14 protein-coding genes are annotated in these 16,140 nt (G+C 58.1%); 10 read left to right on the top strand and 4 right to left on the bottom strand.

What is annotated here, in order from left to right; translation table 11 throughout:
• Window positions 1–102 precede the first annotated feature (102 nt).
• Complete coding sequence (locus tag NK214_RS01290) at window positions 103–441, top strand: P-II family nitrogen regulator (RefSeq protein ID WP_019100167.1); 339 nt, start codon at window positions 103–105, stop codon at window positions 439–441.
• 60 nt (window positions 442–501) lie between these two features.
• On the opposite strand, the gene NK214_RS01285 is transcribed toward NK214_RS01290, so the two are convergent.
• Window positions 502–2,016, bottom strand: coding sequence for a hypothetical protein (locus NK214_RS01285; RefSeq protein WP_253313600.1), 1,515 nt, complete (start codon window positions 2,014–2,016; stop codon window positions 502–504).
• Between the two features lie 142 nt (window positions 2,017–2,158).
• A complete protein-coding gene (locus NK214_RS01280; protein WP_107798797.1) occupies window positions 2,159–2,950 on the bottom strand; it encodes an outer membrane protein assembly factor BamD in 792 nt (263 codons plus the stop codon).
• Between NK214_RS01280 and rluD the strand changes: the two genes are divergently transcribed.
• From rluD to NK214_RS01240, 8 genes are all read left to right on the top strand, one after another.
• Complete coding sequence (gene rluD, locus NK214_RS01275) at window positions 2,949–4,052, top strand: 23S rRNA pseudouridine(1911/1915/1917) synthase RluD (RefSeq protein ID WP_107798796.1); 1,104 nt, start codon at window positions 2,949–2,951, stop codon at window positions 4,050–4,052. The genes NK214_RS01280 and rluD overlap by 2 nt on opposite strands.
• On the top strand, window positions 4,042–4,797 hold the full coding sequence (gene pgeF / locus NK214_RS01270) for a peptidoglycan editing factor PgeF (RefSeq protein ID WP_253313599.1): 756 nt from the start codon (window positions 4,042–4,044) through the stop codon (window positions 4,795–4,797). The genes rluD and pgeF overlap by 11 nt, the downstream gene beginning before the upstream one ends.
• A 651-nt stretch (window positions 4,798–5,448) precedes the next feature.
• Window positions 5,449–8,304 (top strand): ribonucleoside-diphosphate reductase subunit alpha, encoded by a 2,856-nt coding sequence (locus tag NK214_RS01265; RefSeq protein WP_107798794.1) that lies wholly within the window; start codon window positions 5,449–5,451, stop codon window positions 8,302–8,304.
• Window positions 8,305–8,552: 248 nt separating this feature from the next.
• The gene (locus NK214_RS01260; protein ID WP_107798793.1) at window positions 8,553–8,933 is read left to right on the top strand and encodes a hypothetical protein; all 381 of its coding nucleotides are present in this window, start codon (window positions 8,553–8,555) and stop codon (window positions 8,931–8,933) included.
• Between the two features lie 184 nt (window positions 8,934–9,117).
• Complete coding sequence (locus NK214_RS01255; RefSeq protein ID WP_019102819.1) at window positions 9,118–9,504, top strand: hypothetical protein; 387 nt, start codon at window positions 9,118–9,120, stop codon at window positions 9,502–9,504.
• A 13-nt stretch (window positions 9,505–9,517) separates the two neighbouring features.
• Entirely contained in the window at window positions 9,518–9,742 is a 225-nt protein-coding gene (locus NK214_RS01250) for a hypothetical protein (RefSeq protein ID WP_227103441.1), read from the top strand.
• A 19-nt stretch (window positions 9,743–9,761) separates the two neighbouring features.
• Window positions 9,762–10,841 (top strand): ribonucleotide-diphosphate reductase subunit beta, encoded by a 1,080-nt coding sequence (locus tag NK214_RS01245; protein WP_048410338.1) that lies wholly within the window; start codon window positions 9,762–9,764, stop codon window positions 10,839–10,841.
• 58 nt (window positions 10,842–10,899) lie between these two features.
• The gene (locus NK214_RS01240) at window positions 10,900–12,465 is read left to right on the top strand and encodes an ATP-dependent endonuclease (RefSeq protein ID WP_253313598.1); all 1,566 of its coding nucleotides are present in this window, start codon (window positions 10,900–10,902) and stop codon (window positions 12,463–12,465) included.
• Between the two features lie 240 nt (window positions 12,466–12,705).
• Here the strand turns inward: NK214_RS01240 and NK214_RS01235 are convergent, their stop codons facing one another.
• A complete protein-coding gene (locus NK214_RS01235; protein WP_253313597.1) occupies window positions 12,706–13,146 on the bottom strand; it encodes a hypothetical protein in 441 nt (146 codons plus the stop codon).
• 336 nt (window positions 13,147–13,482) lie between these two features.
• Here NK214_RS01235 and NK214_RS01230 point away from each other — a divergent pair, with 336 nt between their 5' ends.
• Window positions 13,483–14,142 (top strand): hypothetical protein, encoded by a 660-nt coding sequence (locus tag NK214_RS01230; protein ID WP_253313596.1) that lies wholly within the window; start codon window positions 13,483–13,485, stop codon window positions 14,140–14,142.
• 186 nt (window positions 14,143–14,328) lie between these two features.
• On the opposite strand, the gene NK214_RS01225 is transcribed toward NK214_RS01230, so the two are convergent.
• On the bottom strand, window positions 14,329–15,573 hold the full coding sequence (locus NK214_RS01225) for a peroxidase, FMP-type (protein WP_253313595.1): 1,245 nt from the start codon (window positions 15,571–15,573) through the stop codon (window positions 14,329–14,331).
• Between the last annotated feature and the right edge of the window lie 567 nt (window positions 15,574–16,140).

Genomic DNA, 16,140 nt, shown 5'->3' with positions numbered 1-16,140 from the left:
TTCACTGTTTGTTTTAAGCGGCTAATTGCCCGGATGTCCGCCGCTTAATAAAATAATCCGCATTTAGACAGCATTTCATCTCATCAGCAAGGAGCTTCCAGCATGAAAAAGGTTGAAGCCGTGATCAAGCCGTTCAAACTGGACGAGGTGCGCGAGGCCCTGTCCGAGCTGGGCATCAACGGCCTGACCGTCACCGAGGTCAAGGGCTTTGGCCGCCAGAAGGGCCATACCGAGCTCTATCGCGGCGCCGAATACGTGGTGGACTTTTTACCCAAGGTGAAAGTGGAAGTGATCCTGCCGGATGACCTGGTGGAGCGCGCCATCGAAACCATCGTCGCCACCGCCCGCACCGGCAAGATAGGCGACGGCAAGATCTTCGTCACCCCGGTGGAGCAAGTGGTGCGCATCCGCACCGGCGAAACCAACGAACAGGCGATTTAAGCCCACCGGCAAGCGCCGGAACCCGTTCTCCAAAGCCCCGCTTCCGCGGGGCCTTGCCATTTAATCCAAAGGCCCGAACAGGCAGGTATGCGTATCCTGCCCCGCGGCCACCACCTTGCCGTCCCCGGACATGACAATGTGGCTGCTGCTCCGCTCCTCGCCCGGGCAGAACAGGCGCTGCGTCTTGGGCGCGCCAAAATGCCAGCGTAAAGTGGCGTAGCCACCCTGCTCCGGCTGGGTGGAGATGCCCGCCACCACGCGGCCGTCCTGACTATAAGCGGTCAGCGTCAGATCGCCGATCACCGGCGAGAACGGCGCCAGCTTGCCGTTTTCCAAGCGCAGCGGGTGCTCTCCGTCCGTAGCGGACGCGCTTAGCCATACGCGGCGGCCATCCTCGGAAACCGAACGCAAGAACATCCCCAGGCTCTCCTTGCGGGTTTCCGCGCGCACCGCCGCCTCCAGATCCGCCTCGCCCTCCGGCGAGATTTGCACCAAGGCGCGCCTATGGTCGTTTTCCCGGTCAAAGGACACAAAAACCGTGCGCCCGTCCGCGGACAAGCCCTCCAGCACCGACTTGGCGCGGATCACGCTGACGCCCTCGCCCGCGCGCCAACGCACCGCGTCGCTTTCCGTGAAGGTCTTCCCGTCTGCGCCGCTCATGCCGGCCCAGGCCAGCACTTGCGCGTCGCGCTGCGCGTCATCCATCTTGCCTTCCGCCTCTACCGGCCACGGCAAGGGCTCGCGCCGGCTTGGCTTGCCCTCGTCCGGATTCCAGACAAAGCCGTGCCACACGCCGGAGTCGGCATGCTTGAAGTAGCCGGCCACATCGCCGCGCCCCAGATGGACGCCGGAAACATGCAGCTGATTCGCCGCGCCATCGCTCATCAGCGGGCTTTCGTTCATGAAATCTTGCATGCGCCGCATCCGCCGCAGCGTGTCCAGATCGCCGCGCAGGGCGATGCCAGCCGTTACGGCCCCGTCCGCGCTCAGCGCCAGCGGCAGGCTCATGGGCTCCGGCAACAAGCTGAAGCCCTTGCCCTCCACCCATTGGAAGCCGCGCGGCATGGCCCCTTTATCGCTCAGCAGCCAGCCAATCACCGTGCGGCCGTCGGCGCTGATGTCGGTGACGCCGGACAGCCAGGCCTGGCCGGCAGGCACCAGCGTTTCCAACGTCCCGCCGCGCCGCCAGCGCACCGCCTCCAGCTTGCCGTCCCGGCCGCTTCCAAAAGCCAAGGTCAGGCCATCTCGCGACATCGCCACATAGCTGGCGGTGAAATAACCGCCCTTGGGCAAAGGCAAGGCCGCCTCCGCGCGCCCCTGACGCAAGCTCAGGCCATTGGCCGAACGCAGCGCCCACAGCTCATGCCAGGGAAAACGCAGCTTGAGCGCGTCGATCAAACCCATGGCGGAATCGTTCAGTTCGCCGCCGCCGGCGCTCAGCAATTGCGCCGAGCCGTCGTAGGACAGCTTTTCCGGGTAACGCGCTTTCAATAGGACGAAGTCTGGTTTTGCGGCGGCGGCAAGCGGCGCGCACAAGACGGCCAGCGCCAATAGGGAGGCGAAGGTTTTGGACATGGCTAATTATGATTATCGGCTTAAAGGGCGAAACCATATCATCCCGCAGGCATTGCCCTCAAACCCTTGCCCCGCTGCGCCTGCGCGGCGTCAAACAAAAAGCCCCCGGATTCCGGGGGCTTTCAAACCATTTAAGGTCGGCTTACTTCCACAGCTTCCACCACGGCATGTCCTCGATGGACCAGCCTTCTTTCAGGTATTCGCTATTGGGGTAGTTCAGCGCCAGCACGCGCTTGGCGTCGTCGCGCAGCTGCGGCATGGACAGCTTGTCGTAAGCCGCCACCATGATGCCCAACGCCTCTTCCGGATACTTGGTGTTGGCGTAACTCTTCACCACGCCCTGGGCGCGGTTGGCCGCCGCCAGGTAAGCGCCGCGCTTCATGTAATAACGGGCCACGTGCATCTCGTTGCCGCCCAGCGCGTCCAGCAGCCGCTCCATCTTCTTGGAGGCGTCTTCCTTGTAAATGCTGTTGGGGAAGCGCGTCACCAGCTCGCGGAAGGCGGCGAAAGCCTCGCGCGCGGCGCGCGGATCGCGCTCGCTCATGTCCTGACCGGCCCATTTGGCCAGCAGCCCGGAATCATCGTTGTAAAACACCAAGCCTTTCAGATAATAGATGTAGTCCAGGTTTGGATGGGTGGGATGAAGCTTGATGAAACGGTCGGCGGAGGCGATGGCCTGCTCCGGCTCATTATCCTTGTAATGGGTGTAAGCCAGGTCCATCTGCGCCTGCTGGGCGTAGCGCCCGTAAGGGAAACGCGCTTCCAGCGTTTCGTAGAGCTTGACAGCGCGGGTATAATTGCCGCTGTTCAACTCATCATGCGCTTCCGAATACAGCTTTTCCACGGTCCAGCCGCGAGTCTCATCGTAGGTTTCCGTGGTTGCACAACCGGCAAGCCCCATCACCAACATTGCAGCGACAACGTATCTTTTCATGACTGATCCTTACTTTGACCCGGACGATTATAGCGACATCTCGGAAAACGAGGTATCCGCTACACAACAACTTGATGTTCCGCTGTCGCTGTGCGGCGAACGGCTGGACGCCGCGCTGGCGAAATTGATGCCGGAATACTCGCGCAGCCGGCTGACGCAATGGATCAAGGACGGCCATGTGCTGCTGGACGGCAAACCCGCCGCGCCCAAGACCAAAGTGCTGGGCGGCGAAAAGCTGGACGTCACCCTGATGCGCAGCAACGAGGAGATGGCCTTCCAGGCGGAAGCCATGGACCTGCCCATCATCTTTGAAGACGATCATATCCTGGTGATCAACAAACCGGCCGGTTTGGTAGTCCACCCCGCCTCCGGCAACTGGAGCGGCACCCTGCTCAACGGCCTGCTCCACCATTGCCCGGCGCTGGCCCAGGTGCCGCGCGCCGGCATTGTGCACCGGCTGGACAAGGACACGAGCGGCCTGATGGTGGTGGCCAAGACGCTGCCGGCCCAGACCGAGCTGGTGCGCCAGTTGCAGGCGCGCACCGTCAAGCGCATCTACCGCGCCATCGCCGACGGCAACGTGCCGTTTGACGGCACCATAGAAACCCAGATGGGCCGCGATCCGCACAACCGCCTGAAAATGGCCGTGCTGAAGTTTGGCGGCAAACAGGCCATCACCCATGTGCGGGTGCTGGAACGCTTCGCCAGTCACTCCTACATTGAATGCAAGCTGGAAACCGGCCGCACCCACCAGATCCGCGTGCACATGCGCGAGGCCAACCACCCGCTGGCCGGCGATCCGGTCTACGGCAACCTGCGCCACAAGATGGACGAAGGCGTGGCCGCCGTGGTGAAGACGCTGGGCCGCCAGGCGCTGCACGCTTACTCCCTGACCCTGGTGCATCCGGCCAGCGGCGAAGAACGCAACTGGAAAGCCCCGCTGCCGGACGACCTGCGTCACCTGCTGGACGTGTTGCGCGGAGACGGCGACACCGCCGACGCCGCGCCGCTGCCGCAGTTGCAGGACGAGCCGGAAGACGAGGACTGGGACGAAGAGGACGATGAAGACGACGGCGACGTGGAGGTGATCTATGTCCGTTGAACGGCCCGCCGAACAAGCGCCGGACTGGCTGGAGGCCGACTGGCCGGCGCCGCCCAATGTGCGCACCCTGATCACCACCCGCAACGGCGGCGTCAGCGCTGCGCCCTTCCACAGCCTGAACCTGGGCCAGCACGTGGGCGACGACCCGGCCGCCGTGGCCGCCAACCGCGCGCTGCTGCGCCAGCAACTGCCGGCGGAGCCGGCCTGGCTGAACCAGGTGCACGGCGTGACGGTGCTGAACGCGGCCGAGGTGGGTGCCCAGCCGCCGGACGCCGACGCCAGCTTCAGCCGCCAAAGCGGCGCGGTGTGCGCGGTGATGACCGCGGACTGCCTGCCGCTCCTGCTGTGCAATAGCGAAGGCACGGTGGTGGCCGCCGCCCACGCCGGCTGGCGCGGCTTGTGCGAAGGCGTGATAGAAGCCGCCGTGGCCGCCTGCCAGGAACGCCCGGCGCGGCTGATGGCCTGGCTGGGCCCCGCCATCGGCCCGGACGCCTTTGAAGTGGGCGCGGAAGTGCGCGCCGCCTTCATGGAGCGGGACCCCGCCGCCGCGGCCGCCTTCAGCGATATCGGCGACGGCAAATTCCTGGCCGACATCTACGCGCTGGCGCGTCAGCGCCTGAACGCCGCCGGCGTGGAGCAGATTTACGGCGGCGAAGAATGCACGGTGATAGACCGCGCGCGCTTCTACTCCTACCGCCGCGACGGCCAGACCGGCCGCATGGCCAGCCTGATCTGGCTGGAGTAAGAACCTGTTTACGATCTAAGAGCGTGTTTACGATCTCGCGAGCTAGAGCGAGACAAGGCGAAAACGGCTGAGAAAGCGGAGTGTACATACGGTACATGAGCATTTCGAATCCGGTTTCAACGCCGTATCGCCGACGCGCAGCAGATCGTAAACAGGTTCTAAGACGCCCGCCCCACAGCCCCGCCGCGCGCGGGGCTTTTTATTGACCGCGCGGTCGGACAGGCCAAAAACCCAACACACCAATTACGCACCAATTTCCGCCCGCGCGACGCCATCCGCGCCCTGATGCAAATCCACAACATCTAGTGGCCCGCGCCGCCCTCCCCGCTGCGGCTTGTTTCAGCAAGGTTTCCTGCCTACAGAATGAAATGTGTCGGCCGGCCAAAAAAAAATCTCAGGCCCCGCAAAGCCAACAACCACGGGCTTTCGCCCCTCGTCCGCGCCAAAACAGCCATTAAATCTTCCGCTGTCAAGACTTGTACTGCCCCATACTCAACACTAGAATTTGGGTGTTCCGCGAGCTACAAACAATACATATTGTGTTTACCCACAGCTCGCGCACAGCTTTTCAACAGATTTGTCCACAGCCGGCCTGCCCCTCGGGAAACGCAGCAACGGAAGGACGCAACCACCCACCTTATCGAGGGCTACATGCAATTGACCACCTTTGAAGGGCAGACCGCCGCAGAACTCGGCCGCGCAGCCGCGCCCAAGGCCGATTTCAGCCAGTACAAAACCATCCGTCGCAACGGTGCGGTGGTGCCGTTCGAGCCCGTCAAGATCTCCATCGCCATGACCAAAGCCTTCCTGGCCGTCATGGGCCATCAAGGCGCCACCTCCGCCAGCCTGCGCGAAAAAGTCGCCCAGCTGAGCGAGCAAGTGGCCAGCGCCCTGATGCGCCGCAAGCCGGAAGGCGGCGCCATCCACATTGAAGACATCCAGGACCAAGTGGAACTGTCTCTGATGCGCTTTGGCGAGCATGATGTAGCCCGCGCCTACGTGCTGTACCGCGAACAGCGCGCCCAAGAGCGCGCCGCCCGCGGCGAAGCGCTGACCCAGGTGCAGATCAACGTGGTGCGCAAAGACGGCCGCAAGCTGCCGCTGGACATCGCCCGCCTGCGCGCCACCATCGAATCCGCCAGCCAGAACCTGGCCGGCATCGATATCGACGCCATCCTGAGCGAAACCCTGAAGAACATCTACGACGGCGTCAGCGAAGACGAAGTCAACAAATCCGCCATCCTGGCCGCCCGCTCCATGATCGAGCAGGACCCGGCCTACGATTACGTAACCGCCCGCCTGCTGCTGAACAACATCCGCCTGGAAATCCTGGGCGAAGCCGTCAGCCAGGAAGAAATGGCCAAGCAGTACGCGCTGTACTTCCCCACCTTCATCAAGAACGGCATCGACGCCGAACTGCTGGATGAAAAACTGGGCGAATACGACCTGAAAAAAATGGGCGCCGCGCTGGACGCCAACCGCGACCTGAAATTTGGCTACCTGGGCCTGCAAACCCTGTTTGACCGCTACTTCCTGCACGTGGACGGCAACCGCATCGAAATGCCGCAAGCCTTCTACATGCGCGTGGCCATGGGCCTGGCGTTGAACGAAGTGAACCGCGAAGAGCGCGCCATCGAGTTCTACAACGTGCTCTCCAGCTTCGACTTCATGTCGTCCACCCCCACCCTGTTCAACTCCGGCACCCGCCGCAGCCAGCTGTCCAGCTGCTACCTGACCACCATTGCCGACGACCTGGACGGCATCTACGAAGGCATCAAGGAAAACGCCCTGCTATCCAAGTTTGCCGGCGGCCTGGGCAATGACTGGACCTCCGTGCGCGCCATGGGCTCCCACATCAAGGGCACCAACGGCAAATCCCAAGGCGTGGTGCCCTTCCTGAAAGTGGTCAACGACACCGCCGTGGCGGTGAACCAGGGCGGCAAGCGCAAAGGCGCCGTCTGCGCCTACCTGGAAACCTGGCACGCGGACATTGAAGAATTCCTGGAGCTGCGCAAGAACACCGGCGACGACCGCCGCCGCACCCACGACATGAACACCGCCAACTGGATTCCGGACCTGTTCATGAAGCGCGTGATGGAAGGCGCGGACTGGGCCCTGCTGTCCCCGTCCGAAGCCCCGGACCTGCACGACCTGTACGGCGCGGCCTTCGAGAAGCGCTACAAAGAATACGAAGCCATGGGCGAGCGCGGCGAGCTCAAGGTGTACAAGCGCATCCCGGCGCTGTCCCTGTGGCGCAAAATGCTGACCATGCTGTTTGAAACCGGCCACCCGTGGATGACCTTCAAGGACCCATGCAACATCCGCAGCCCGCAGCAGCACATGGGCGTGGTGCACAGCTCCAACCTTTGCACCGAGATCACCCTCAACACCAATGAGGACGAAATCGCGGTCTGCAACCTGGGTTCCGTCAACCTGTCCGCCCACCTGAAGGCGGACGGCAGCCTGGACTCCGAAAAACTGCAGCGCACCATCCGCATCGCCCTGCGCATGCTGGACAACGTGATCGACATCAACTTCTACCCGGTGAAGAAGGCGCGCAACTCCAACCTGAAACACCGTCCGGTGGGCATGGGCATCATGGGCTTCCAGGACTGCCTGCACCAGAAGCGCGTGGCCTACGGCTCCGACGCCGCGGTGGAGTTTGCCGACGAATCCATGGAAATGGTGGCCTACTACGCTTACTGGGCGTCCACCGAACTGGCGGAAGAACGCGGCCGCTACCCGTCCTACAAGGGCAGCCTGTGGGACCGCGGCATCCTGCCGCACGACAGCATCAACCTGCTGGCGGCCGAACGCGGCGGCTTCCTGGAAGTGGACCGCAGCGAACGCATGGACTGGAACGCGCTGCGTGAACGCGTGAAAACCCACGGCATGCGCAACAGCAACTGCCTGGCCATCGCGCCCACCGCCACCATCGCCAACATCATCGGCGTATCGGCGAGCATTGAGCCGACCTACCAGAACCTGTTCGTCAAATCCAACCTGTCCGGCGAATTCACCGTCACCAACGAATACCTGGTGCGCGATCTGAAAGCCGCCGGCCTGTGGGACGAAGTGATGGTGGCCGACCTCAAATACTTTGACGGCAGCCTGGGCCAGATCGACCGCGTGCCGGCCGAACTAAAAGCCATCTACGCCACCGCCTTTGAACTGGACCCGCGCTGGCTGGTGGAAGCGGCCTCCCGTCGCCAGAAGTGGATCGACCAGGCTCAGTCCCTGAACCTGTACATGGCGGGCGCTTCCGGCAAGAAACTGGACGAGCTGTACAAGCACGCCTGGTTGCGCGGCCTGAAAACCACCTACTACCTGCGCACCCTGGCCGCCACCAGCGCCGAGAAATCCACCGGCCGCGGCGGCGAACTGAACGCGGTGTCCAACAGCCACAGCCAAGCGGCCGCGGCTCCGGAAGCCATGGTAGACAACACCCCGGCCACCGACGCCAAGTTCTGCAGCATCGACAACCCGGATTGCGAGAGCTGCCAATAAGGCGGAAGCAGCCATCCTGGCTTGAACGGCCGGCCCCTCGGGGCTGGTCTAGCCTGGCCCCGGCCAGGCTCCATCTCACAGCCCCCTGCCCGCAGCCGGCTGTGACATGGCCCCGTAATCCGGCCGCCCCACCCATTGGCCAGCCGCCTGCCCGTCCAGACGGCTGGCCAATGGGGAACGCAGCAACAACCCGCGCCAGACCGTAAGGGCAAGGGAAGCTGCACACACACAAAACCAGGGGAAACCGGATGAACATAGAGGAATTTTTCAACAGCTACGCCGTTGGCTACAGCCAGCTGGATGTGCCCCAAGTGACCGCGCACTTCACCGTGCCCTTCACCGCCATCCACCAGGGAGACCTGAGCAGCTGGGAAGACATGGCATCGCTGCGCGACACCACCACCGCCTTGCTGGCGTGGTACCGCAGCCAGGGCTTTCTCAGCGCCAGCCACCAGCTGGACAGCGTGCTGAATTTTGGCGAAGACGCCGCCAGCGCCCGCGTGCGCTGGATTGTGCAGCGCCAGGACCAGCCGGCCTGGGAATACTGCACCGGCTACCACCTGAAACGGGTGGACGGCCAGTGGAAGATTTACGGCCTGGTCCAGTACCAGGACGCGCCGCAGCAGTAAGTAGCGCCCAGCCTCAAGCCGCTTGCCCTCAGGCGGCTTCGGGATGGAAACGCCGCCGGCCCGCGATGCGGGCGACGGAAACAGCTCAAGGCCAAGCAAGCAAGCGCGGCGGGTGTTGAGCGGGTTCCAGGAAGACGAGGCCCACGGCCCCGCCGCCACAAGCCAGGCTTCAGCAGGAGGTCAGATGCAAACGTTTGAAAACATCCGGATCAACGGGTTTTGCGAACAAAGAACCCACAACCCCGACAAGCAGTTTGTGCTGTTCAATATGTACCTGACGCTGAACCAGGCCCCGCCCTGCGAATGGAAGGACCTGTTCAACGAAGCCCGCCGCCTGCCGCGCCAGAAAGTATGGCGCAAAGCCTGGGTGGAAGCGGACGCGCTGGTGGTGTACTGCCAGCCGGAAGAACTGCAGCAGCAAATAGAGCTGCTCAAGCAAGACATAGAACAAGCCAACCGGCAATACCGCCAGCTGCTGAAGCTGCGGCAGCCGCGCGGCAGCCAGGTGGAGCAGGAGGAAAGCAGCGAACGCCAGCTGATCCACCGCCTCAGCCAACAGCTGCGCTTCTGAAAGGACGCCGCTCATGAGCGCCACCGCATTCTGTATCGCCCGCCATGGCGAAAATGGCAAAGACGCAGGCTACCGCAAACTGGGCAGCCTGCACGTGGACCTGGACCCGGTGCCGGCAATCGCCGCCGCGCCGCGCCAGATACAAATACTGCGCAAAAGCAGCCTGCCGCTCAGCCCCAGCCTGGCTGGCGACAAGCAGCCGCTGCCGCCCCAAATCACCGCGCCGGACGCGGAGTAAATCCAGACAGGAGCCCTTAATGCTGAACTTTGACGACACCATCGAAACCAAACCGGCCGCCCCCTCCGCGGGCGCCAACGCCGCCGGCCGCGTCAACGTGGTGGACAAAAAAGTGATCAACGGCACCACCGACGTCAACCAGCTCGTGCCCTTCAAACACAAATGGGCATGGGAAAAATACCTGGCCCAATGCGCCAACCACTGGATGCCGCAAGAAGTGAACATGCAGCGCGACATCGAACAGTGGAAAACCGGCCAGCTGACCGAAGACGAAATGCGCATCGTCAAGCGCAACCTCGGCTTCTTCGTGACCGCGGACTCCCTGGCCGCCAACAACATCGTGCTGGGCACCTACCGCCAGATCACCAGCCCGGAATGCCGCCAGTTCCTGCTGCGCCAGGCCTTTGACGAAGCCATCCACACCCACGCCTACCAATACATCGTGGAAAGCCTGGGCCTGGACGAAGGCGAAGTCTTCAACGCCTACAACGAAATCAAATCCATCCGCGACAAAGATGAATTCCTGATCCCCTTCATCGACGTACTGTGCGACCCGGCCTTCAAGACTGGCACGCTGGAAAACGACCAGAAGCTGCTCAAATCCCTGATCGTGTTTGCCTGCATCATGGAAGGCCTGTTCTTCTACGTGGGCTTTGTGCAAATCCTGGCGCTGGGCCGCCAGAACAAGATGACCGGCGCCGCGGAACAGTACCAATACATCCTGCGCGACGAGTCCATGCACTGCAACTTTGGCATCGACCTGATCAACACCATCAAGCTGGAACAGCCGGAAATCTGGACCGAGAGCTTCAAGGCCGAGATCACCGAACTGTTCAAACACGCGGTGGAACTGGAATACGCTTACGCCGAAGACACCATGCCGCGCGGCGTGCTGGGCCTGAACGCCAGCATGTTCAAGGAATACCTGCGCTTCATCGCCAACCGCCGCATGCAGCAGATTGGCCTGGACCAGCTCTATCCCGGCGTGAACAACCCCTTCCCGTGGATGAGCGAGATGATTGACTTGAAGAAAGAGAAGAACTTCTTTGAGACACGGGTTACGGAATATCAAACTGGCGGGGCGCTGAGCTGGGATTGATTTAGAATAAAAGGACTGCTCAAGCAGTCCTTTTTTATTAACCATACCAATACAATCTATGCGCTACAATCAATCGCAAGTTGACATTTCCAATAGAAAATGGTTTGAAAACGACTATTCAAGAACCACTCTTAGGAAAATAAATCTTCGCATCGGATCTGTAAGGGGGTTAAGATCATTTTCCATTGAATTTAATTATCCACTAGCTGCAATTTCAGGAAAGAATGGCAGCGGGAAATCAACAATTTTGGCAATAGCCGCATGTGGATATCACAATACGGCAGGAGGGTACTGCCTACCAGGAAGAAAGCAAAGCTACTATACATTTTTTGACTTTTTCATAGTATCAAAAGATGAATTCCCCATAGAGGGTGTTTACATTGACTATTTATTCATGCACAACAATTGGAGAAGTGAAAAATCAGAAGACAAAGTTGGAAAAAAATGGCAAACCCGATTTAAAAACCACGGTGGAAAGTGGAATAACTATGACTCAAGAGTGCGAAGACCCGTTCTTTATTTTGGCATAAGTCGAGTCACCCCACACTCAGAGAAGAGTACATCAAAATCATATAAATCAAGATTCAAGACAGCAGAAAAAAAGGGAATCGAAGAGAGGGTTTATCAAGATGTCGCTTTTGTCTTGGGCCTGAAATATACAGATTTTGAATATGGATTTCATGTTGGATACAGATTACCCTTTGTAAAAAAGGGTGATGTACAATACTCTGGATTCAACATGGGAACTGGTGAAAATGCGCTATTTGACCTATTTTGGCACATCCATGAAAGCCCCACAGGAACTCTAGTATTAATTGACGAAATTGAGCTAGGCCTTCATGAGAGTGCACAGAAAAATTTAATTCTAAAACTAAAGGAAGTAGCTCTTGAAAAGAAAATGCAATTTATTTTCACCACCCACTCATCCCACATATTAAAACACCTCCCTCCAGACGCAAGGTATTTTATCGAGCCTGGCAGCAGAACAAAAATACATCAAGGAATATCACACCAGTATGCAAAGGGGCTACTAGGTGAGGAATGCAGCAATGAGCTTGCAATATATGTCGAAGATGTTTTGGCAGCCACAATAATATCAAGCTTGTTAAGAACGACCATTAGAAGCAGGATAAAAATAATTCCCATTGGCTCTGCAGCTGCTGTCATGAATCAAGCTGCTGCTGAAAGGAAAAACCCTCATCAGGAGTCCATTTTCATATTAGATGGAGATCAAAAAAGTAAGAAAAAAATCCATTACAGTAACTTCAAATCAAGAATGGAGAGATCTCAAAATGAAAAAGAAGAAGAAGATAAACAATGGATTGAATCTAGACTTCACTTCCTTCCGTCAGATACATGGCCCGAAAAGTGGGCATTAGAAAAAATATCAACCCGAGAAGGAATAAGACACATTGCAGACATTACTAAATCAGAGACTGACCAGGTTGAGTCAGCACTATCAAATGCCTCACTATCCAAAAAGCATGGCGAGATCGCCACTCTAGCAAACCAACTTCTTATTGATCAGCGGTATTTGGAAAATTCAATATTTATATTTATATGCAATCAAAATGCAGATGAATTCTTCGAAATAACAAACACAATCGAAAGAATGCTGAATTAATATTGCACTACTGCAAATTCAACCGGTAGGTGTGCTGAACTTGTGAAGCCCTACGTTTACCACGCAATAGAATTAACCAATTGGAATCGTAGGAGTATATTTTTATAACCCGCTTCACGGATAACATTTTTCATACCTGTTCCACCTGGGAAACAGGCAAGAGGATTACGCAGTCAATCCCCCGTAACCCTAGGCCATCCCTATAGCGCTGCGGAACTCCATCTTTCTCGCTCTCATGCCCTAACAACACTTCCACACTCCTCGTGCAGAGTCATGGCTAACCAAAAGTCCAGTTCCAAATGACGATACTTCCATAATCGCCGCTGTCTCAGATTGATAGATGTAAGTTTTGAATCCAACGGCAAGAACATCATCAATACAGCTTATAATTTTTGAAATAAACGAAGCTGGAATTTCCAAAACGGGAACAGCAGCATCATCCCAAAAAATATAAAGCCCCCCACTTTCCTTATTGAATTCATCCAACAGCTTCCTGGCCTCCCCTCTCTTCGACAGGCACCCATCTCCGATTTGAAGACCACCAGACACGGAAAATAGAAATTTCTTTTCAATATCAGAAAAAACAACTTCCGCATCGCTAGCACTTATAACCTTCGCATCACCACCCAAAGCTTGCAAACATTCGGCAAATAAAACTGACATAGCCATCTCCAAAGCCAAGTTACTGTCCATTCTACCTGAATGAATTGCTACCAAGCAGCATCGCTGCTAGATTGATCAATGGTGCTCAACACACCTCCGTTAGCGGTAGCCCACGCCCGAAAGCCGTGGTTGTTCAACACGCCCACGCATTGCATCTCAACGCGCCCTTGCGCTCGCAATGCTTGGTCGGGCAAAGCCGTTTGGAGACATCGCCATGGATGCTCGTCTTATCGTTTCCCCTCCTCTTATTTACTCTCCCCGCCGCCTATCACATGCCCGCTTGCGCCTGTGTGCCGCGTATCGTCTTGCGTTTTTGGCGGCGCGGTTCACTCGTTTCACTGGGGAGGCTCGGCCATGAATACCGCTATCGGTCTGGACGTGAATACGCCGCTGCGGCTGGATTTCGCCAAGGATTTGGCGATGCGGGTGCTGCGGCGGCCGGAGGGGTTCTGGTTTGTCGCGGCGGAGGTGGCTGTGTCCATGAAGCTGGAGGTGAAGGATTTGCAGATAGCCTTGGGCGAGCCGCTGGGACGATCCTTCTGCCTGGCGGATGAGGCGGAGCCGGTGCTGTGCCTGTCCGAAAGCGAGCTGGACGAGGTGCTCCGCCGTATCAAGAAGCCCGGTGCGCGGCGGCTGCGGCGCTGGTGGCTGGAGGAAACCCGCCCGGCCTTGCTGCATGAGGCCGGCGCGGCTGGCACAACGGAAACCCTGCACCTGGCGCTCGCCCTCGCCGCGGAGGCGGCGCAACAGGTCAGCCGCGCGGTGTTGGACACCGTGCTGCGCGAACCCGGCCCGTGGCTGCATTCACGCTGGGTGCTGACGCTGGATTACGCGCCCAACAACCAGCAGCGCTGGCCGCAAGGCAGGCTGATCGGCCTGGATAGCAGCGTCTCCACGCTTAGCGGCATGGCGGAGCTGATCGCCCCGCCCGGCAAGATGCCGGTCAGCAAGGCGGAACTGGTGAAGCTAGCCACCGCCTGCCAGTTGCGTTTGGCGGAGCGCATAGGCAGTTAGAGCGGCTGATAAAATCCCTGATGCTGCGTTGCGCCGACTTGCCGTACTCAATGTACTGTCTGCGTCGGCCCGCCTTGCCTCAGCCGCAAAACTGAGTTTTGTTAGCCACTCTTAGTCGGCTAATCGCGCAGCGTAATAAGAAACACCGCTTCACTATTGCGAAGCGGTGTTTTCGTCAAAAGAGTCCTAGTAGTTTAAATGCGACCTACCCGTCGGCTTCTTTCTCAAAGTATTAACTTGGATATGCGGCCAGCGCGTCACTTGCCCGTTGGAGCCGAACATGAACTCAAAAAATAGCACTTGTTCATATTGAAGCTGCAACACCTCACAGCCGTTGCTGTCGATCACCGTCTGTATCCATAAGTTCAGATTCATCTCGGTAACATTGGCAAAGGTGCTCACAAAGGGGGTATTTAAAATCCCGCCTTGCGGCCCGCCATTGTGTTTGCTGCTTAGCTGAATCAACGTGTATTTTTTGATGCGCTGGTCTTTGATCACATCACGCAACCGCAAATCCGGGCGCACGGAATACGGGTAGTTTGGGTCAGCGACAATCCGTTGGAAATAAGTCAGATTGCTGTCCGGCTGGGTGGCCGGCAATGACTTGTCAAACGCCCAAGCCGGCGCGGGTTCATCCAGATTAAGCGGCGCGGCCGGTGTGCCCTCCTGAACCGACAGCAGTGCGGCTGCGCCCATGCTGGGTGAAATGGCGAGCGGAGACCCAGCCAGGGGCACGGGGTTGGCAGCAACGGCAGCCGGCACCGTATTATTGTCTTGCGGCGGCGGAGTCGTTGGCCACGAGTTGCTAAAGGGCTGAGTCCAACAGTCGGTGCCGGTGGGATATTCCGGTTTGCCAGGAATATCCGCCTGAAATCCGCCGGTGATCATCATCGCACTGCCATGGGGTATGGTCCCGCTACGCGCGATGGAATAAGGCGGCACATAATTTGGCCCGTTGGCGCCCGCGCCAATGGCAATCCCAGGGAAGCCGTTATCAGAAATAACGGATTCCTCAGTAGCCGCATGGTTGTACATCGGGTTCATCCACAAATACATGCCATCTTCTTCGTGAATGCCCACGCCGTCACTGACGCGCTGTATGCTTTGATTGTATTTCACCGCGCCCGCAAACTGCTCGTTGGTGCCGCCCCGATTCCGCACCCCGCCATCCACCAAGGAGAAGGTAAGTTCTTCGGTATAGTTTTCACAGAGGAAGTGGAATATGCCGAAAATGGTTTCAGAATTTGTCCCTGGAGACGGCATACAGGTGGTATGCAAGCCCCATCCCAGATTCGTCTTATCCGGATTGTAGTTAACCCATGTGCCTTCCAGCTGCTTCAGCACACCATAATCAGCCGGCTGATCCAGTACTTTATCCGAATATTCCGGATAGGGCGGAGCCGGCGTTTGAACCACATTGTTTTCAGGCATACACACCTCGCATGATCATTCATTTTGATAAAGGGCGGTGCAGCGAAAAGACGAGAAAAGCCGTGTCAGCTTTACGGGACTTGCTGTACAAATAAAAACACGTCAATGAAAGACTGGTTTTCTAGCAAAATTTGTATTTGCATGACTGAAATATTCTGCAAATCTTCAGCCACGAAATTAAGTAAATTCCGCCATACAAAAATCCTAGCACTAGACATGACAATGTCAAGACAAATTCTATTGATTATTTTATTATGAATAGAGAACGTCTAAGTTAGGCGAAATTTTCTGAGAAACCATCTTTGGAGAGAATGCGGTCATGGGGACGGTAGAACCGAAACCCAAGCACAGTGGAAGTGATATCGCCCTCCCGGGCGATTGCGGTACAGCCACCGTCTTCCATCCGCACCTCGCTTCCGCCAAAGCCCGCAAGCCACTCCTTAACTTATGGCGAGCGCTTGCGAAGACTAGAAACGGGGAGGATGCTGCTGGAGCGATGAGCACGCCTTATGCTAGGGCCGGCGCGCATCGGTGTGATAGAAAACGGGGCACGGAACTGATTGGTGC

Source organism: Chromobacterium sp. S0633, assembly GCF_024158805.1.
Classification (GTDB): Bacteria; Pseudomonadota; Gammaproteobacteria; order Burkholderiales; family Chromobacteriaceae; genus Chromobacterium.
The sequence above is the reverse complement of the archived record's forward strand: the minus strand, read 5'-3'. Positions and strand labels throughout refer to the sequence as shown.

Excerpts from the sequence above, each read along its gene's own strand:
- NK214_RS01290 (WP_019100167.1), top strand. The coding sequence starts at position 103 with ATGAAAAAGGTTGAAGCCGTGATCAAGCCGTTCAAACTGGACGAGGTG.
- NK214_RS01285 (WP_253313600.1), bottom strand. The coding sequence starts at position 2,016 with ATGTCCAAAACCTTCGCCTCCCTATTGGCGCTGGCCGTCTTGTGCGCG.
- rluD (WP_107798796.1), top strand. The coding sequence starts at position 2,949 with ATGACTGATCCTTACTTTGACCCGGACGATTATAGCGACATCTCGGAA.
- NK214_RS01280 (WP_107798797.1), bottom strand. The coding sequence starts at position 2,950 with ATGAAAAGATACGTTGTCGCTGCAATGTTGGTGATGGGGCTTGCCGGT.
- pgeF (WP_253313599.1), top strand. The coding sequence starts at position 4,042 with ATGTCCGTTGAACGGCCCGCCGAACAAGCGCCGGACTGGCTGGAGGCC.
- NK214_RS01265 (WP_107798794.1), top strand. The coding sequence starts at position 5,449 with ATGCAATTGACCACCTTTGAAGGGCAGACCGCCGCAGAACTCGGCCGC.
- NK214_RS01260 (WP_107798793.1), top strand. The coding sequence starts at position 8,553 with ATGAACATAGAGGAATTTTTCAACAGCTACGCCGTTGGCTACAGCCAG.
- NK214_RS01255 (WP_019102819.1), top strand. The coding sequence starts at position 9,118 with ATGCAAACGTTTGAAAACATCCGGATCAACGGGTTTTGCGAACAAAGA.
- NK214_RS01250 (WP_227103441.1), top strand. The coding sequence starts at position 9,518 with ATGAGCGCCACCGCATTCTGTATCGCCCGCCATGGCGAAAATGGCAAA.
- NK214_RS01245 (WP_048410338.1), top strand. The coding sequence starts at position 9,762 with ATGCTGAACTTTGACGACACCATCGAAACCAAACCGGCCGCCCCCTCC.
- NK214_RS01240 (WP_253313598.1), top strand. The coding sequence starts at position 10,900 with ATGCGCTACAATCAATCGCAAGTTGACATTTCCAATAGAAAATGGTTT.
- NK214_RS01230 (WP_253313596.1), top strand. The coding sequence starts at position 13,483 with ATGAATACCGCTATCGGTCTGGACGTGAATACGCCGCTGCGGCTGGAT.
- NK214_RS01225 (WP_253313595.1), bottom strand. The coding sequence starts at position 15,573 with ATGCCTGAAAACAATGTGGTTCAAACGCCGGCTCCGCCCTATCCGGAA.